The sequence below is a fragment of the Variovorax sp. J22R115 genome, from assembly GCF_030317005.1.
Classification (GTDB): Bacteria; Pseudomonadota; Gammaproteobacteria; order Burkholderiales; family Burkholderiaceae_C; genus Variovorax.
Genome location: NZ_JASZYM010000006.1, coordinates 279,183 through 294,913 on the forward strand (window position 1 = coordinate 279,183; position 15,731 = coordinate 294,913).

Annotated in this window: 20 protein-coding genes; 8 read left to right on the plus strand and 12 right to left on the minus strand. The window is 64.6% G+C overall.

Annotated features, from left to right (window positions below):
- Positions 1-44: 44 nt before the first annotated feature.
- Complete coding sequence (locus QTI04_RS13030) at positions 45-350, plus strand: hypothetical protein (RefSeq protein ID WP_286605295.1); 306 nt, start codon at positions 45-47, stop codon at positions 348-350.
- A 1,319-nt stretch (positions 351-1,669) separates the two neighbouring features.
- Here the strand turns inward: QTI04_RS13030 and QTI04_RS13035 are convergent.
- Entirely contained in the window at positions 1,670-2,041 is a 372-nt protein-coding gene (locus tag QTI04_RS13035; protein ID WP_286616039.1) for a response regulator, read from the minus strand.
- A 113-nt stretch (positions 2,042-2,154) separates the two neighbouring features.
- Between QTI04_RS13035 and QTI04_RS13040 the strand changes: the two genes are divergently transcribed.
- From QTI04_RS13040 to QTI04_RS13050, 3 genes are all read left to right on the plus strand, one after another.
- A complete protein-coding gene (locus QTI04_RS13040; protein WP_286616040.1) occupies positions 2,155-2,349 on the plus strand; it encodes a hypothetical protein in 195 nt (64 codons plus the stop codon).
- Between the two features lie 159 nt (positions 2,350-2,508).
- The gene (locus QTI04_RS13045; RefSeq protein ID WP_286616041.1) at positions 2,509-3,027 is read left to right on the plus strand and encodes a glycine zipper domain-containing protein; all 519 of its coding nucleotides are present in this window, start codon (positions 2,509-2,511) and stop codon (positions 3,025-3,027) included.
- Between the two features lie 444 nt (positions 3,028-3,471).
- On the plus strand, positions 3,472-3,717 hold the full coding sequence (locus QTI04_RS13050; RefSeq protein ID WP_286616042.1) for a hypothetical protein: 246 nt from the start codon (positions 3,472-3,474) through the stop codon (positions 3,715-3,717).
- A gap of 58 nt (positions 3,718-3,775) precedes the next feature.
- Here QTI04_RS13050 and QTI04_RS13055 read toward each other — a convergent pair whose 3' ends face one another.
- Positions 3,776-3,961, minus strand: a complete 186-nt coding sequence (locus tag QTI04_RS13055) for a DUF3606 domain-containing protein (protein WP_286616043.1) — start codon at positions 3,959-3,961, stop codon at positions 3,776-3,778.
- Positions 3,962-4,338: 377 nt separating this feature from the next.
- Here QTI04_RS13055 and QTI04_RS13060 point away from each other — a divergent pair, with 377 nt between their 5' ends.
- Positions 4,339-5,310, plus strand: coding sequence for a hypothetical protein (locus QTI04_RS13060; protein WP_286616044.1), 972 nt, complete (start codon positions 4,339-4,341; stop codon positions 5,308-5,310).
- 405 nt (positions 5,311-5,715) lie between these two features.
- Positions 5,716-6,060 (plus strand): hypothetical protein, encoded by a 345-nt coding sequence (locus QTI04_RS13065; protein ID WP_286616045.1) that lies wholly within the window; start codon positions 5,716-5,718, stop codon positions 6,058-6,060.
- A gap of 234 nt (positions 6,061-6,294) precedes the next feature.
- Here the strand turns inward: QTI04_RS13065 and QTI04_RS13070 are convergent, their stop codons facing one another.
- From QTI04_RS13070 to QTI04_RS13090, 5 genes are all read right to left on the minus strand, one after another.
- On the minus strand, positions 6,295-6,639 hold the full coding sequence (locus QTI04_RS13070) for a DUF2934 domain-containing protein (RefSeq protein WP_286616046.1): 345 nt from the start codon (positions 6,637-6,639) through the stop codon (positions 6,295-6,297).
- 308 nt (positions 6,640-6,947) lie between these two features.
- Positions 6,948-7,454 carry a hypothetical protein gene (locus QTI04_RS13075; RefSeq protein WP_286616047.1) on the minus strand — a complete coding sequence of 169 codons (507 nt, stop codon included), beginning with the start codon at positions 7,452-7,454 and terminating at the stop codon, positions 6,948-6,950.
- 16 nt (positions 7,455-7,470) lie between these two features.
- Positions 7,471-8,625 (minus strand): zinc-dependent alcohol dehydrogenase, encoded by a 1,155-nt coding sequence (locus tag QTI04_RS13080; protein ID WP_286616048.1) that lies wholly within the window; start codon positions 8,623-8,625, stop codon positions 7,471-7,473.
- 86 nt (positions 8,626-8,711) lie between these two features.
- Complete coding sequence (locus tag QTI04_RS13085; protein WP_286616049.1) at positions 8,712-8,984, minus strand: hypothetical protein; 273 nt, start codon at positions 8,982-8,984, stop codon at positions 8,712-8,714.
- Positions 8,985-9,801: 817 nt separating this feature from the next.
- Positions 9,802-10,038 (minus strand): hypothetical protein, encoded by a 237-nt coding sequence (locus QTI04_RS13090; protein ID WP_286616050.1) that lies wholly within the window; start codon positions 10,036-10,038, stop codon positions 9,802-9,804.
- Between the two features lie 513 nt (positions 10,039-10,551).
- On the opposite strand from QTI04_RS13090, the gene QTI04_RS13095 reads away from it, so the two are divergent.
- Positions 10,552-11,007 carry a substrate-binding domain-containing protein gene (locus QTI04_RS13095; RefSeq protein WP_286616051.1) on the plus strand — a complete coding sequence of 152 codons (456 nt, stop codon included), beginning with the start codon at positions 10,552-10,554 and terminating at the stop codon, positions 11,005-11,007.
- Between the two features lie 36 nt (positions 11,008-11,043).
- Positions 11,044-11,208, plus strand: coding sequence for a hypothetical protein (locus QTI04_RS13100; protein WP_286616052.1), 165 nt, complete (start codon positions 11,044-11,046; stop codon positions 11,206-11,208).
- Here QTI04_RS13100 and QTI04_RS13105 read toward each other — a convergent pair.
- From QTI04_RS13105 to QTI04_RS13125, 5 genes are all read right to left on the minus strand, one after another.
- Positions 11,205-12,338: a thiolase family protein gene (locus QTI04_RS13105; RefSeq protein ID WP_286616053.1), complete on the minus strand. Its 1,134-nt coding sequence runs from the start codon at positions 12,336-12,338 to the stop codon at positions 11,205-11,207. The two genes, QTI04_RS13100 and QTI04_RS13105, sit on opposite strands and share 4 nt — an antisense overlap.
- 82 nt (positions 12,339-12,420) lie before the next feature.
- Positions 12,421-13,488 carry an alpha/beta fold hydrolase gene (locus QTI04_RS13110; RefSeq protein ID WP_286616054.1) on the minus strand — a complete coding sequence of 356 codons (1,068 nt, stop codon included), beginning with the start codon at positions 13,486-13,488 and terminating at the stop codon, positions 12,421-12,423.
- Positions 13,489-13,580: 92 nt separating this feature from the next.
- The gene (locus QTI04_RS13115) at positions 13,581-14,006 is read right to left on the minus strand and encodes an Ohr family peroxiredoxin (protein WP_286616055.1); all 426 of its coding nucleotides are present in this window, start codon (positions 14,004-14,006) and stop codon (positions 13,581-13,583) included.
- Between the two features lie 151 nt (positions 14,007-14,157).
- A complete protein-coding gene (locus QTI04_RS13120) occupies positions 14,158-14,829 on the minus strand; it encodes a response regulator transcription factor (RefSeq protein WP_286616056.1) in 672 nt (223 codons plus the stop codon).
- Positions 14,830-14,846: 17 nt separating this feature from the next.
- On the minus strand, positions 14,847-15,569 hold the full coding sequence (locus QTI04_RS13125; protein ID WP_286616057.1) for a hypothetical protein: 723 nt from the start codon (positions 15,567-15,569) through the stop codon (positions 14,847-14,849).
- Between the last annotated feature and the right edge of the window lie 162 nt (positions 15,570-15,731).

The following is a 15,731-nucleotide window of genomic DNA, read 5'->3' on the forward strand; positions in this document are numbered from 1 at the left end:
GGCCGTCGATATTCTGCTTCGCGGACTTTGTAGAGGAGGTTGCTATGTCGGTTGAATTCTTGCGGCAGATCGCTGCCACTCCCCTTCCCCAGTCGTTCAATGCAGCGAGAGACGTCGACGCGATCAGGATACTGCGCCAGGCCGGGTTGGTGCTGGCCTTGGTGGATGAGCCTCCGGAGCGCGGTGCCCGGGTGTTGGCGATCACAGAAAAGGGAAACCGTGAACTGCTGCGCTACCACTATCCTGAGGCTAGCAAGAACCGAGGCGCTGCCCGGAACAGCTGGTTCCAGATCGCGGCGGAGCGCGCTCGCGAAGTAATTCGGCCAGCGGAGCGAAGCGACGACCGCTGAGACGGCTTTTCTAACCCGCACGTCACTTTGAGAAAGGAGTTGATCATGTCATCGAGATTTGGCGCTTCCCTCTCGGATGGCGGCTTGGCGGCCAGTAGGCGTTCAGGACCTGGCAGGGCGGTCATGAGCGAGAACGAGATCCACGCCTACCTCGTCGCCCGCGAGGCAGTTCGTCGGATCCAGCGAGTTTCGCGCTTACTCGTTCCGAGGAACCGGTCAAGAGCACGCTAGGCGTGCCATCCCCAGTCTGTATCGGGACGGCTAGAGCGGCCTGCCGGCCACCACAGCGATTTCCTGCTGCGTCGCTTGCTGTGGTTACTGCGCGGCGCGCGTTCTACTGGAGCATCGCGAGCGCCACTCAGAATTGCCCCTGCCCATCGCCGGTGCGGTCATGAACCCAGCGCATCGCCTGTTGCTCGCCATGACGGATCGCTTCCGCCTCGGTGCCATAGACAATTTCCTCGGTGTCGTTGGGCAGTTGCGTCTCTTCCTCATCCGCAGGAGTTCGAACAAAACGACGACAGGTTGATAGCCGCCGCGCGCGCCCGGTGCGCGTAGCTCAAAGCGGAAGCCGCGGTATTCAAGGGAGTGGCCGTCTGAAAGGGGGATGCTTTGATCTGTGGACATGGTTCTGGCCTTTTAGAAACAGCTTCAGTTGGTGCACAGCGGTCATGGAGTTGGCTTGCAGGCGCGCACAGCCCTTGACTGCAGGACAGCGCGCCGAGGGCGCGCGAAGGCGCTGGTGTTCATGAGCGCGCTCCGAGAATGCCACCGCGCCGAGGAACCGGTCAGGCTGTCGTGAGCAAAAAAAGCCCCCGGATTTCGCCGAGGGCAGATGCGCGAGGAGTAGGAGGCGAAAACACGATGACGCCCCCGCGCGCGGCGCGATTGTCGAACCGGACGTCCACTCGGCCAAAGAGGAGACGTTCGGCGGCCGCGATGACCTGTGCGGTGCTGTGTTCTTCAGACATCCTCGAGGCGCCCTTCAGCTGCTCTTCGCGCGAAAGTTGGGGGCGGGGCCGTCTGGCAGCGCCATCGTGAAGCCGAACGGTGGCTCTTGAGCAGGCGAGGCAGCCAAGTGCCGGATCTGCCTTTCAGCGGCCGGATATATGCCCGATGAAATCGGCAACCCCAGGGGAGTCATTCGGAACTCCAGCGCACGGAACTCCAGCGCCTATTAGCGTTTTTCAGGTAGCCTTATATGAACAGCACGGCCCTTCCACTCGCTTAAGTCTAGCCCTGGTCGGCTGCGCGTCGCCGCAAAACGACTACCTGCTCGCTCTGCGACGCTCTGGAAACTGAGGCCGAATTGAAATCCGCTAGCTTCTGTCCAGGCAGAACTCGAAGAATTGCTCTAGCTCGGTCGACTTGTCGAAAAACGCATCTGCCCCAGCCTTGAGGCACGCCTTTCGCATGGTATCAGTCGCGTAGTTGGTCAGTACGGCGACGCGTTGATGGGGCTCTCTCCCGCGACACCATTCGACGACGCCGAGACCGTTCCCTTGCTCCAAGAAAAGGTCGACAACCGCTAAGTCCCACTGGCCCTTGTGATGAGCGAGCCACGCGATCGCTTCCGGCTCAGATTTTGCGATTGCAATCACGCTTGCCGACCCCAGATCTGCAAGGGCCGGAACGAGGTGATCTCGAATCTTCTGATTGTCTTCAACGAGGAAGACTGATAGACCAGCCATTGCTTCCACCGTCTCTGGTTTTCGTTCCGGCGAGGCTAATGCGATTCATTCCCTGGCGAGTGGGCGCTCAGGTAATGAATGGGTAGGATGTAACCGCCATGAGGAGGATCGTGATGAACAGAACACCCGAGCAGCGCCAGGCCCAGTTGACGTGGGTGCTTGCGTGCGAGCGTCTCGGCTTCGTGATGGATCCGCCTGAAGGAGCAACGCCGGAGGGCGGGTTGGCAGATTTGGCCGCGGCCATCGCGCAGGTTCGCCTTGCGCTTGAGGAATTGGAATCAGTCTTTGCACCCGGGAAGAAGGGCTGACTCGGTCGACTGCACGCCGAGTCTCGGCTTTCGAAACGTAGGCTCCGACCGGCATCGGCTGCCGCTTCTCTCTCGCAGGCTAACGCGCTCCACACGGCCGAACGCGGCCGGCCCAACGGTGCATTGTTTTGTCTCCAATCACTTACCAGGAGACCTGCAATGTCTGATCTGAATGATCCTCGAGTGCCGGCTGACAAGGACGGGACCGGTACTGCGACCGGCGTAGGCGCCGTCGTCGGCGGAGTGGCTGGCGGAGTAGCTGGCGGCGCTGCCGCCGGCGCCGCCGTCGGCGGAATGACTGGTCCTGTTGGCGCAGCCGTCGGCGCAGCGGTCGGCGCCGTCGCCGGCGCACTGGCTGGCCGAGCGGTCAAAGCCGACCCGGTCGCTGAGGACGCCTATTGGCGCGACAACTACTCAACCCGGGACTATGTCCAAGCCGGCACCAGCTACGATGACTACTCGCCCGCCTACCGCTACGGTGTAGACGCGTATTCGCGCTACCCGGATCGGAAGTTCGACGATGTTGAAGCCGACCTCGGTCGCGACTGGAGCACAGCTCGCGGCCGGTCGTCGTTGGAATGGGAACGAGCGAAGCACGCCACACGCGACGCGTGGCAGCGGCTCAGCGACAACGTCGAACGAGCCATCCCGGGCGATTCGGACCGGGACGGTCGTTAGGGCCCATGATCGGCAAGTCGGCCACGGTGTCGTCTTGTCGATTGCGCCATCAGCCGCTCCGTCCCTTGCCTGAGCGCATGCGCCCAGATGTCGTAGCGGCCTCCGGAAGCTTCAAGCTCCTGGTAAACCGAGGCATCCCGTGCTCTCGATCAGCACCCAATGAAATACGCCCGGATCGGGTTCGTCCACGGTAACGGCGATCGAGCGGAGACGGTCAGTCATCAGTTGGGACTTCCTCAAGGTGGGCACATGAATCGAGAAATCTACCTGTGAGGCCGCGGATTGCGTGTCCGTGCTTCGCCCGCCGACGCCGATGAAGCCGCAGAAGCCGCAGAAGCCGCAGAAGCCGCAGAAGCCGATGGTCTCCTACGTACAGCTGGGCGAACTACTACCTCGCCGTTTTCGCGGTATGACCAGTCTTGAGATTCGTCCAAGGAGATCGAAATGACTGAAGACAAGCGACCCACCGCGGTTCCCTCACCGGCGCATGAAGCAAGGCTTGGAGACCGTGGTGCGTCCTCGGGCCGCAACATCGAGCAGAGCCGCGCCATCGGGCAGGACCCGCCTGAGGAGGGCAGCCGAATGGGACGCGAGGCGAGCAAAAAGGTTGGCTTCCCGGGCACGCCCGACATCGGCACAGACGCGGCGCAAGCCGAGGAAGCCACGGGCGACGACAGCGCTAGGCAGTGATTCGACGCGCGGCCGGGCCCGGGGTCCGGCTAGAGGCGTCGCGCGAGAGCGGTCGGCCTCACTTGTGAGGCTTACCTAGATGCTGGCGCACCGCGTCGGCACTGACGCCGACTGCGGCTACGGCTTCGCGTAGCTTGGCTTCGGACACGCCGAGCGCTTGGGTCCAATAGCGGACCTCGTGGTCCTCGTTGACATTGATACGGGCGCGATCCTGTGTGCCGCGGTTCGTTGTGTCGTCTGGCATGTGTGTCTCCGATGTCAGGTAGTTGGGGGAGTGCTTGGTGTGCCGGGCGCGCCGCGCTCGGTTCCCTTCGTGATGTTGGGGCCGTCATTGGGGCCGGTTGGTCCTGGTCCCTCTCCGCCGGGTTCTATCTTCGCCGTCTCCTTAGTGGGGTCGATCGGCGGGGCGGGCTGCTTCACGCTGGTACTGGTGTCTGGCATGGAATAGTCTCCTTAGGAGCCCCACATTTCGCCGACTCGCGGGTCCTCGGCGTAGGAACCCGCCGGGCGCGGAAGTCGTCCGAGTCGGGCGACGCCTACCTACAACAGAGAGCCTTGCGTACACCGCCGCCTGCGCGTGGGTCGTTCCATGCGACGTACCCAACACTGAAGGACGACGCAATGGCCACCTACGCTCAAGAATCACCGGTTACAGCCATGGGCCCACGCCATGACTCGGTAGCATTTGAAGCTCCCAGATCGGGGGTCTCATGGGGCGCCGTGTTCGCCGGTGCGGCCGTCGCCGCCGCGCTGACTTTGATAATGATGGTGTTGGGCGCTGGTATGGGACTGGGCCTAGCGTCTCCCTGGGAGGGCGAGGGTGCGGAAGCGAAAACGATCGGCATCGCCGGCATCTTCTGGATCACCTTCACCCAGCTCGCTTCTTCCGGCCTGGGCGGATACCTCGCGGGGCGCTTACGCACGAAGTGGACCGGAATTCATACGGACGAGGCGCGGTTCCGCGACACCGCACACGGGATCCTCTCGTGGGCCGTGGCTACCTTAGTGACCTTCGCGCTGATCGCATCCGCCGTCGGGTCAGCGGTGAGCGCTGGAGCTAAGGCCGGAATGGGTGTGGCCACTACTGTGGCCGGCGGCGCAGCGACCGCAGCAACCGCGGCGGCAGGGACTGCAGCGAATCGATCGAGCGACGATGGGAGCAGCGGCCCCATGGCGTACATGACTGACTCCCTGTTCCGGAAGGATCCAAGCGCGGCGCCGGCATCGGGCGGGGCCAGCCAGACAGAGGGAGGTCAAGCCACGACGGACCGGGCGACGACCGCGGAGGTAGGGCGGATCTTTGCCAATGCATTGCGCACGGGTACGCTATCTCCTGAAGACAGCCGCTACGCAAGCCAGGTCGTCGCGCAGCGCACCGGTCTGAGCCAACAGGATGCAGAGAAGCGCGTCAATGACGTTTACACGCGCGCCAAAGCGACTCTGGAAGAGACCAAGACCAAGGCGAAGGCGATGGCGGACTCAGCACGAAAGGCAACCGCCTATGGCTCGCTTTTCATATTCATTTCGTTGGTATTGGGTGCGCTCTTTGCCTCCTACTGCGCCACACTTGGCGGCCGTCAGCGGGACCTATGAACCAGGAATGCGGATTGCCCGCGGCTGCCCACCGTTCGGGGATTGGCGCCGCAGACCGTCATGCGCGCGGGTCCGGAGATCGCCGGATGCCATCTATGGGACCCCAGCGGGTCTGACGCCGCCCGTGCGACGGGGCGCGCGTGTTGACCAAACGGCTTGTCGTTTTGGCGGCCTTGGCGGTGGGGGACGCCCTCGTCAAGCGCTGGATTGGCCGCCAGCGCAAAGTGGCGCGGCGACGTGGAGGCTGAGTCCCGCTCGGACCTTGCGTGAGCATTCGGGCGGCTCACTACCCCGCGGAAGCGGTCGTCGCTGAGAGCCGAAGCCAGGTGTCACGATCGCATGGCTGAGTGTCCCGGCTGACATTGCACCGCCTGTCGAAGGAGGAAGGAAGAAAGGAACGCTCTCATGATCACCCGTCCAGATGCGGGCGAGGCGCACGCCGCAAAGGTAAAGAAAGGCGTCGCAACGCACGCGATCGCGGGCCAGCCGCCTGTGCCCCTCACGCTGCGGATCGAATCCATTCAGCAGTTGCCCGGCTTTGGGGAGCTCAGGCTGAGCGCGACGGACGCGAGCGCGCTCACCCTGTCGCTGAGTGGCAGCGCCTTCTTTCTTCGCAGCGCCGAGCAGCGCCTGCTGCGCGGCGGGGTGCCGGCCATGTGGGGAGAGCAGGCAGTGAGCCTGAAGGCACTCTGGTCCCAGATGCTCAGCGGCAATCAGATCAAGCTTCGGTGTCGGGTTCAACCGGTTTGACCACTCCGGGTCTTCGAACTCGGGTACGCCGGGCGAGGAGGATGTCGCGCATGGTGTCTCGCGAGGGATGGGAAGACCCGAGATGTCGACGCACGTCTTGCCGCGCATGTGCGTTCAGAGACGTCGAGGGCCGCGCGACGGCGTCCTCTCGGAGGTGCAGACAGCTTCAATCTCAAGTCGATTCAGATGAAAGGCACGTCGCGAGCGTCACGCGGCACGTGTTCAGTCGGAACCTCAAGCATTCACCGACAAGGCGCGCGCTGCGGCCATATGGGGGCGTAGCCGATCGCGACTACTCGGCCTTGGTTCCGCCCGCAGGCTGGTCGAAGCCTTTTCGGCCTCGAGCCAATCCTCGACGTCGCCGCCCGGCTGGCCGCCACGACGTTGATAGGCTTCATACGCAGCCCGCCGGATCCTGGTGATTCGGTCCTGCTCCGGATCATCTTCGCGGTCGTCTTCCGCAGCGCGCTGCTGCGGGTCGCGCTCAAGATCCAATGCACGAATCTCCGCTTCGAGCGGCGATGCGCCGAGCGACAGAGGGTCGGTCTGACCGGTGGGGGGCGTCGATGAGGCAGTCATGCGAGGTCCATCTCAAAAAAGTCCAGCTGGACGAAAAACGACCGCCGAACTCGATGCCAGACCAACCAAGCCGCGCGATGTGGCGACATCCAACTCCTACATGGCGTGCGCAGTCGGGCCGATTTATGCGTCAAGTTGCTCGACGGGCGTCAATGCGAAAGCGCGCTGCGGGAACGAAGGGATCTCACCGGGCAGCTTCGCCTACACGAGCCGGTGGGCCCGGGCTTACGCGACGCGTCGCAACGATCCCTAGAGTGACCCCATCACCGCATCCCACAGGGACCGAGAGCCGGCCATCCGACTGGCGCTCAGCCGCGCCTGCGGCGCAGCGCCAGGTAGGCCACACCGACAAGCGCGACAAGCGTGAGGGCCTTTCTTGCGGCGCCCTTGGGGTTGTGCTTCAACTCGGCTGCGCCGCCCATTTCACTGTAGACGCGTGGCAGATGGCCGTGGGCGAGGTCTTCGATCAGACCTTCCCCGACGTCGACGCGATCGGCCAGAAGAAGCAGCAGCCAGTGGCGCAGGTCGTTCTCGCTGAAGCCGAAGGCCGAGCGACGCACAACGCCGCTGAGGCCGCGAGGCGGGCAGGTCGAACCGAACACCGGCGTCAGGGTCGGCCGCTCGTTGGAGCGGAGCACTTCGACGTGCTTTCGCTGGGGCTCGGGCGGTTCCGTCCAGGGCATCCTTTCCAGGCGCCCAGGCGTTCGCTCCATGGGGTAGGCGGGCCGGTTGGACCTGTCGAGATCGGCACCCCAGCCGACGATGTGTGCATGCTGCTCGCGGTCTTGGTTTTGGGTATGGTTTTGGGTTTGCATGATCGTGCCGCCTCGTTCACGCCGTCACACCCGGCGGTATCAGGACCGTCTTGATGCATCCGTCCAGCTTGCTGGAAAAGATGTGATAGGCGTCGGCCACCTCTTCCAGGGGCATGACATGCGTGATCACCCGGTGCGGCAAGATCCGCCCTGCTTGAATGTGCTCGATGAGTCGCGGCAAGTGCCGCTTCACGCTGGCCTGGTTCATGCGCAAGGTCAGTCCCTTGTTGACGGCGTTCCCGATCGGAATGGCGTTGAAGGTCGGCCCATACACGCCGACGATCGATACGTTGCCGCCTTTGCGCACGGAATTGATGGCCCAGTGCAGGGCCGTGGCGGAGCCGCCCTGCATCTTGAGCTTGACGCCGGTGAGATGCTGCAGTGCATTGCCGGCCGCCTCGCAGCCGACGCAGTCGATGCAGACGTCGGCGCCGAGCCCGTCGGTCATCATCTTGATATGGAGCGCCATGTCGTCGACCGATTTGAAGTCGATCGTTTCGCACTGCGCGAAACTACGCACGAATTCCAGGCGATAGTCCACATGGTCGACGACGATCACCCGGCCCGCGCCCATCAGCCATGCTGACTTCGCGGCGAAGATGCCGACCGGCCCCGCACCGAAGATCACGACGGTGTCGCCTTCGCGAATATCCCCCATTTCGGCCGCTTGGTATCCGGTCGGAAAAGCGTCCGTCAGCATGACGGCGTCTTCGAGCAGGAGCTCGTCGGGAATCTTCGTGGGGCCGACGTCCGCGAAGGGCACCCTTACGTATTGGGCCTGCCCTCCCGCATAGCCGCCCGCGGTGTGAGAGTAGCCGTAGATGCCGCCCACTGCCGTGGCCTGGGGGTTCGTGTTGTGGCAATTCCCGTACAGCTCGCGTTGGCAGAAGTAGCATGTGCCGCAAAACACGTTGAACGGCACGATGACCCGGTCTCCGAGCTTGAGGTTTTGCACCGAGCTGCCCAGGTCGATAACCTGTCCGACAAACTCATGACCGAATGTGGTTCCCACCCGGGTGTCGGGAACCAGGCCATGGTAGAGGTGGAGGTCGGATCCGCAGATGCAGGATCGCAGCACCTTGACGATGACGTCATTGGGGTGTTCGATGACCGGGTCAGGCATGCTGACTGCGCGAACGCGGTAAGGGCCTCGATAGTTCATGGCGAGCATGGAGGGCTTCCTTTCGGGGTGCCGCATCGTGAGCGGTGTGACGGGGGACGCGGCAAGAACAAAACGGGTCGTGGCGCCGCAGACGCTCAATCAGCCTTCTTGGGTGCCTTGGCGGCATCGGGGATGAACTTGCTCACTGTCACGGATACCGGGTCGCTGGCCGGAAACGACTCTTCGACACCCGAGTCGAGGGCATCTTCCGTCGGGTCGATGACGCTCGGCTTCTCAGCGTCCGGCAGGGGTTGGTGGGAATCCGCTGTGGGAAACGGCCAGCGGTCCTGGGATGGGTTGGTCATGTCGGTCCTTTCGGTGGGCTTGGCCCGCGCGCGCTCCTCGCTGCCAACGGTGCGACGGTTCATAGACGCGTCGTGGGAGAAGCCATTTGTTAGGCGCGCGGCAGGCCGGAGGTAGGTCACCTCGCCGCGATCATCCGTAGGCCGATGCCGACGAGATCGAAGTTCTCGCCTCGTGCAATTGGGCGCACCGATAGATAGGTGCGTGCTGGTTCCCAGCACCTCGGACGCCCTTGACGCTCTCGATGGGGTCTGTGCTTCGATTTGGGCTTCGAATCCGCATTCCGCGGCAGGTCGAGTTCCGTCGCGGACTCTCCGCCCGGCATGCCTGCGTCCGCTGATCGCGTCGCCGCGCATTGCGCGCGGTTGCATCGGCCAAACACGGGCCGCCGCCGAACGGCTCGCCACGAGCCGGGTTTCCCAAAGGCACCAAAGAAAAGCCCCGGGGTGCAAACCCCGGGGCAAATCCACCAAGAGAGGGTGGAGGAGACAATCAATGCACCACATCCAAGCATGCAGATGTTCCGCAGCTTGCTTGCGAAGGCTTACGCAATCTACGTGCCCGCGATCTCGCACTGCGCCGGCGTCTGGCGCGGAGCGGCCGGTCAGTGCCGGCCCAAACCGACATCGCTCCCGCTTCGTCCCCAATAGGCTTGAATGCCGCACTTATAGCCGTCGAACATGCCGACTCCCTGGAGAATCCAGGTGGGCTGACAGCGGTATCGATCGCTTTGCACCTCTCGTGCGGCCAAGCAGCTTCAGCGGCAGCAGCAAGGGGTGTGGCGCTACAGCCCAAGGGGCAGTCTGATCGTGAACTCGCTTCCGCGGTCCTTTCCCTCCGAGCGGACCTGAACGAAGCCCTGGTGCGCATCGACGAGATCCTTCACGAATCACATCGCACGGCGCAAGCTTTTTTCGTAACGCCATTGTCGAGTTCGAGATGTAGCTCGCCGTCGATCAACACGCCGTAGTCAACGGAGTCGGAGGTATGCATGCCGGGGTGATCCATCTCGAACTTCTCAGCCAAGCCGTGCAGCACTCGCATGTACTCACCGCCGGCGGCAGCTGGATCGAAGTCGGGAGTCATCATCACAGCGTCGGGAGGAAACGTGATGAACATCAGGTTCGTGCCACCTGGCGGTGGCGTCCATGACCTGGCTGAGACTGCCGGGTCCCCTTCCCCCGCGGGCACTGTCGCGTTAGGAGGCGTCTCCCACAACAACGAAGTGACGAAGCCGGGAACGTGCTCGACCTCGGAGGTACACGGCGCAGCCGCATCCGATACGAAGACGGCGTTTCCTTTCCGGTCGTGGCCGGTGACGATGCGTCGGATGTGCATGGTGTCTGACGCATGCCGACCTGCACATCCCACTCGAAGACTTCGATCTCCGAGTCGCCGGGGCGCCAAATGTTCAGGACGTCGGCGCCGTACTGCGCCAGGTCGCGGCCGATGCCAGCGCCAGCGATGACGTGGCCCATGCCGAACGCACGGATGCCATCCAGGGGGGTCTTCGCCCCTTCCTTAAAGGGCACAGGATCGCTGTCTCCGATCTTCTCCACGCTGATCAGGGGCATCCGGGAAAGCGCGTCGCTGTACTGGGGTTCCTGGCTGAATTCCTCGAAGGTGCGCACCTTGGCGAAAATCAGGCCGGCCTCGTTGCCCGCCTTCTCGAGCTGGAACGACCCGGCCATCGCCGCGCTCAACCCCGACCTCACCCTGCCCAATCTCCAGATCACGGCGATGCATCGGGTGGAAGCGTCTGGCACCACCTTCAATTTCGCGAACTACCTCTCCAAGGTGAGCGAGGAGTGGAAGACGAAGGTGGGCGAAGGAACGATGGTCAAGTGGCCGGTGGGCAGCGGCGGCAGCGGCAACGACGGCATGGCCCGCTACGTCAACTACGTAAAGGGGTCCATTGGGTACGTCGAGCTCGCCTATGCGCTGGACCACAAGATGATCTACCCGCTGCTGCGCAACAAGAGCGGCGCTTTCGTTGGCCCCACACCCGAGAGCTTCGAGGCCGCGTCGGCCAGCGCGGACTGGGCGAGCCCGGACTTCTACCAGGTGCTGACGGACGCGCCCGGCTAGGCGTCCTGGCCGATCACTGCCACCACCTTCGCGCTGGTGCCGCGAACCCCCCGCAACCCGGCGCAGACCGCCGAGGCGCTGCGCTTCTTCAAATGGTCACTGGAGCAAGGCAAGTCCGACGCGCGCGCACTGAACTACGTGCCGCTCCCGGAAAGCCTGGTTCAGCGCATCGAGGACTACTGGGCGGGGGCGAGTCGCTAGACGCGCTCCAGGACGGTGGCAATGCCCTGCCCTCCGCCGATGCATTGCGTGGACAGCGCGTAGCGCCCGTTCTCTCTCACCAGCAGCGCCGCTGCCTTCCCGGTGATGCGCGCGCCGGTGGCGCCCAGCGGATGGCCGATGGCCAGCCCGCCGCCGTCCAGGTTCACTGTGGCCATGTCCACTCCCAGGTCGCGGATGCAGGCCAGCGCCTGCGATGAAAAAGCTTCGTTGATCTCGACCACGTCCAGGTCGTCGACCGTCAGGCCGGCTCGCTGGAGCGCCTTGCGGGTGGCCGGAATCGGGCCGATGCCCATGATGGCCGGGTCCACGCCCACGGTCGCGAAACTGCGCACGCGTGCCAAGGGCTGCAGGCCGTAGCGCGCGGCAAATGCATCACTGGTGACGAGCACTCCGGCAGCACCATCCGTCAGCGGCGACGAGGTGCCCGCCGTCACCACGCCATCGGGCCGGTACGCTGGCTTCAGCGCGGCAAGCGCCTCCAGTGATGTGGCGGGCCGGATGCAGCCGTCCACGTCGACCAACTCGCCGCCGGGCAATGCAATCGGCACGATCTCGGCGGCCAGGCGCCCCTGCTCGCGGGCCGCGGCAGCTTTCTGGTGCGACTGCAAGGCCAGCAGTTCCTGGTCTAGCCGGCTCACGTTCCAGCGTTGCGCCACGTTCTCCGCGGTCTGGCCCATGGAGACGTAGGCGTCCGTGTTCTCCTTGAGCTCCGGATTGGGCGAAAAGTTGAAGCCGCCCTGCGGCACCATGCTCATCGACTCCACGCCGACGCACAGGAATGCGTCGCCCATGCCCGCCTCGATCTGCGCCGCGGCGATGTGCACCGCCTGCATCGAGGAGCCGCAAAAGCGGTTCACCGTCATGCCGCCCACCGCGTGTGGCAGGCCCGCCAGCAAGCCGACGATGCGCGCGATGTTGTTGCCCTGCGCGGCTTCAGGGTAGGCGCAGCCCATGATCACGTCCTCGATCAGCGCGGGGTCGAGATCGGTGCGCTTGAGCAGGCCCTGGACGACATTGGCCGCCAGCGTGTCGGGCCGCACCTCGGCCAGGCGTCCCTTGCGGGCAAAGTGGAATGGGGAACGTGCATAGGCACTGATGACGGCCTTCATGGTCTTTCTCCTGGTTCTCGATGCATGCCGATTGGACGGCGTCCGATGATCTTGATGTGGTGTTGGGGTGATGAGTGGTGACTCAGAGTTGGCCGACGTCCAGGATGGCCTGGGCAAACGCCGCGGGCGCTTCCTGGGGAAGGTTGTGGCCAATGCCGCCCGTGATCAGCCGGTGCTCATACGGGCCCGAGAACTTCTTCGCATAGGCGCCCGGCACCGGATGGGGAGCGCCATTGGCGTCGCCTTCCATCGTGATGGTGGGCACCCGGATGTCCGGCGCCTTCGCCAGCCTGGCCTCGAGCGCGTCGTACTGGGGCTCGCCCTCTGCCAGGCCCAGGCGCCACCGGTAGTTGTGGATGGCGATGGCCACATGGTCCGGGTTGTCGAAGGATGCCGCACTGCGCTCGAAGGTGGCATCGTCGAACTGCCACTTGGGCGAAGCCAGCTTCCAGATCAGGCGGTTGAACTCGCGTCGGTACTTCTCGTAGCCGTCGCGGCCGCGCTCCGTGGCGAAGTAGAACTGGTACCACCACTGCAGCTCCGCCTCCGGCGGCAGCGGTTTGCGGCCCGCGTCGCGGTTGCCGATGAGGTAGCCGCTGACCGATACCAGCCCCTTGGTGCGCCCCGGCCACAGCGCGGCCATGATGTTGGCGGACCGTGCGCCCCAGTCGAAGGCACCGACGATGGCCGAGTCGATGCGCAGGGCATCCATCAACGCGATCGCATCGCTCGCCAGCACCGATTGCTGGCCGTTGCGCGGCGTGTCATTGGAAAGGAAGCGCGTCGAGCCGTAGCCGCGCAGGTAAGGCACGATGACTCGCAAGCCCTGGGCCGCGAGGATCGGGGCCACATCGACGAAGGCGTGAATGTCATAGGGCCAGCCGTGCAGCAGCAGGACCGCAGGCCCGGTGGCCGGGCCGACCTCTGCATAGCCGACATTGAGTGCGCCTGCATCGATCTGCTTCAGTGATGCAAATGACGTGTGCGTGTCCGGCTTCGCGCCGGCCGTGCTGGCAGAGGACGCCTTGCCCGCCTGCGCGAACGCGGGCTTGCCGAGCCCCCAACTGGCTGCCGCCGCCGCAAGGACGGCGCTGCCCAGAAAGCCGCGGCGAGGGGCGTTGATCGCCGGGGCGCTTTGTTGCGTGTTCATTGGAATCATCTCCATTGCGCTGTTGAATGCGACGTGGCCAGGCGAGTGTCCCGGATGCAAGAGGGGCACCCAGGACGCGCGCCTGGGTCGCATCAGGCCAGCGTGTACTTCACGTCCACGTTGCCGCGCAGCGCCTTCGAGTACGGGCAGGACCTCTGCGCGGCATCGATCAGTCCCTGGGCGACATCGCGGGCCAGGCCGGGCAGCTTCACGTTCAGGCGGGCCTGAAGGCTGTAGCCGTCGTCGCCCAGCACCAGGTCGATCTCGGCATCGACCGCCGTCTGCGGCGGCAGCGCCACCTTCAGCTGCGCGCCGGCCAGCGCCATGGCGCCCTGGAAGCAGGCGGACCAGCCGGCGGCCAGCAGCTGTTCCGGGTTGGTGCCGTTGCCGCTCTTGCCGGGCACGGTGTGCGTGATGCGAAGGCGGTCGTCATCGCTGCGAGAAAAACCGCCATCGCGGTTGCCGGCGGTGTGGACGCGCGCGGTGTACAGCACCTTCTTGTTGACTAGCGTGATCATGGTGACTCCTGAAATGTGGGAAGGAATAGACTCGGACCGAGGCTTTCGGATCCACCTTCAGGTTAGGTGTGGCGATGATTTCGAGGTACCCACCGATGTCGGGCGGGCATCTACAACCGAAGTCGGAGAGCTCGCGCGACCGGGGCGTTACTCAGCCTTCGAGCACCGGCACCACCGCATCGCCGCGTCGCGCGAGAAATGCGTCCTCGGCCACCAGCCCGCGTGAGGCACCGATGCGCGCCGCGTGGGTGCGGGTGCTGGCGCCCAGCTTGCTCATGATGGCGCTCATGTGCGACTTGACCGTGGCAAGCTCGATGTTGAGTGCGCGTGCGATGTGTTTGTTGGGCTGCCCCGATGCGACCAGCTTGAGCACCTCGACTTCGCGCGCCGTCAGTGTGGCCCGCGTCAGGCTGTCCGCCATGCGCTGGGCGACGGCCGCACTCAGGTAGCGAACGCCCTGGGCCACCGCGGTTACCGCGTCGATCAGTTCGCCGAGCGCGCCGCCGACGAGCAAGTAGCCGTGCACGCCCGCCTCGATGGCGCGGCGGATGTCGTTCTCGCGCTCGTTCGCCGTCAGCGCCAGCACCCGCGACTCGCCCCAGATGCCGCCCACGCGCCGAGTGGCCGGGTCCACCAGCCGCAGCGCGCCGTCATAGTCGGCCACCACCGCATCGATGCGGGGCCCATCGGGCCCCAGGTGGTCGACGCCATGCACAAAGACCTCGAACATGCCGTGCTGCCGCAGTGCCGCCACGAGTCCGGCAGACAGGATCGGATCCGGGTGATGGATCAGGATGTTCGAGCGCGAGTTCTGGTGGTTCATGCAAGCTCCGTGTCGGTTCAGGAAAACTCGAAATCGCTCAGGTCGATGGCGACCATGAGCAGGTCGCGCACCGGCTTCAGGTCCGGTCCGCGCACATAGGCACGGCGGCGGCTGGGCATCTTCAGGCCCTGCACGTCCACCACGCGGTCGACATACTGCGCGGCCGGGAAGGCGCCGGCCACGTCCACCTGGTAGTCGTGGCGGCGCAGCAGCAGGTCCTTCTCGTCGAAGTAGAAGTCCTGTTCGCGCGAGTGGCTCGCGATATGCGCGGGGAAGGTCGCGCGCAGGCCTCGCCAGCGCTCACCGCTCTCTTCCACCAGGTCGATCTCGCGCACTTCGAAGCCAGGCATGGCCATGAAGAAGGGGGTGGTGAGATAGGTCCACATGGCGTAGCCGTTGAAATAGGCGCGGTGCAACGGGTTCCACGGCGTGGTCAACGTGTGGCGGGCGAAGGATTCGCGCGGGTCGGCCAGTTCCTTGACCACCTCGCCTTCCAGCGTCTCGATGGCCACGCGGTCGGGCCGGAAGCTGGTGCGCCAGTTGGCCTGCCCGAAGGGCGCGACCGAGGCGAATTCTTCGTGCGTCGAGATGCGCATCTGACGTGGGGCGGCGTCCTGGATCAGGCCCTTGAGCGGCCACAAGCCGCCGCCGGAGACGATTTGCGCACGCGCGGTGCTGAAGCGGTTCCAGCGATCGAGGCCGCCGTGGGCTTCCAGCACGTCCTGCAACAGCTTGTTCATGGCGCGTCCTTTCGAATTGGGTGACGGCCAGAAGGTAGTCGCGCTGGCTCGAATCAACCAGCCCGCGCGCTGCAAAACATCATTTCATCCAGCCCTCTAACTCGCCGCGCCCCGGCCTCCTAGAGTGCCTGCATTTCCTTCAGCACGCACCCACGAGGCAAG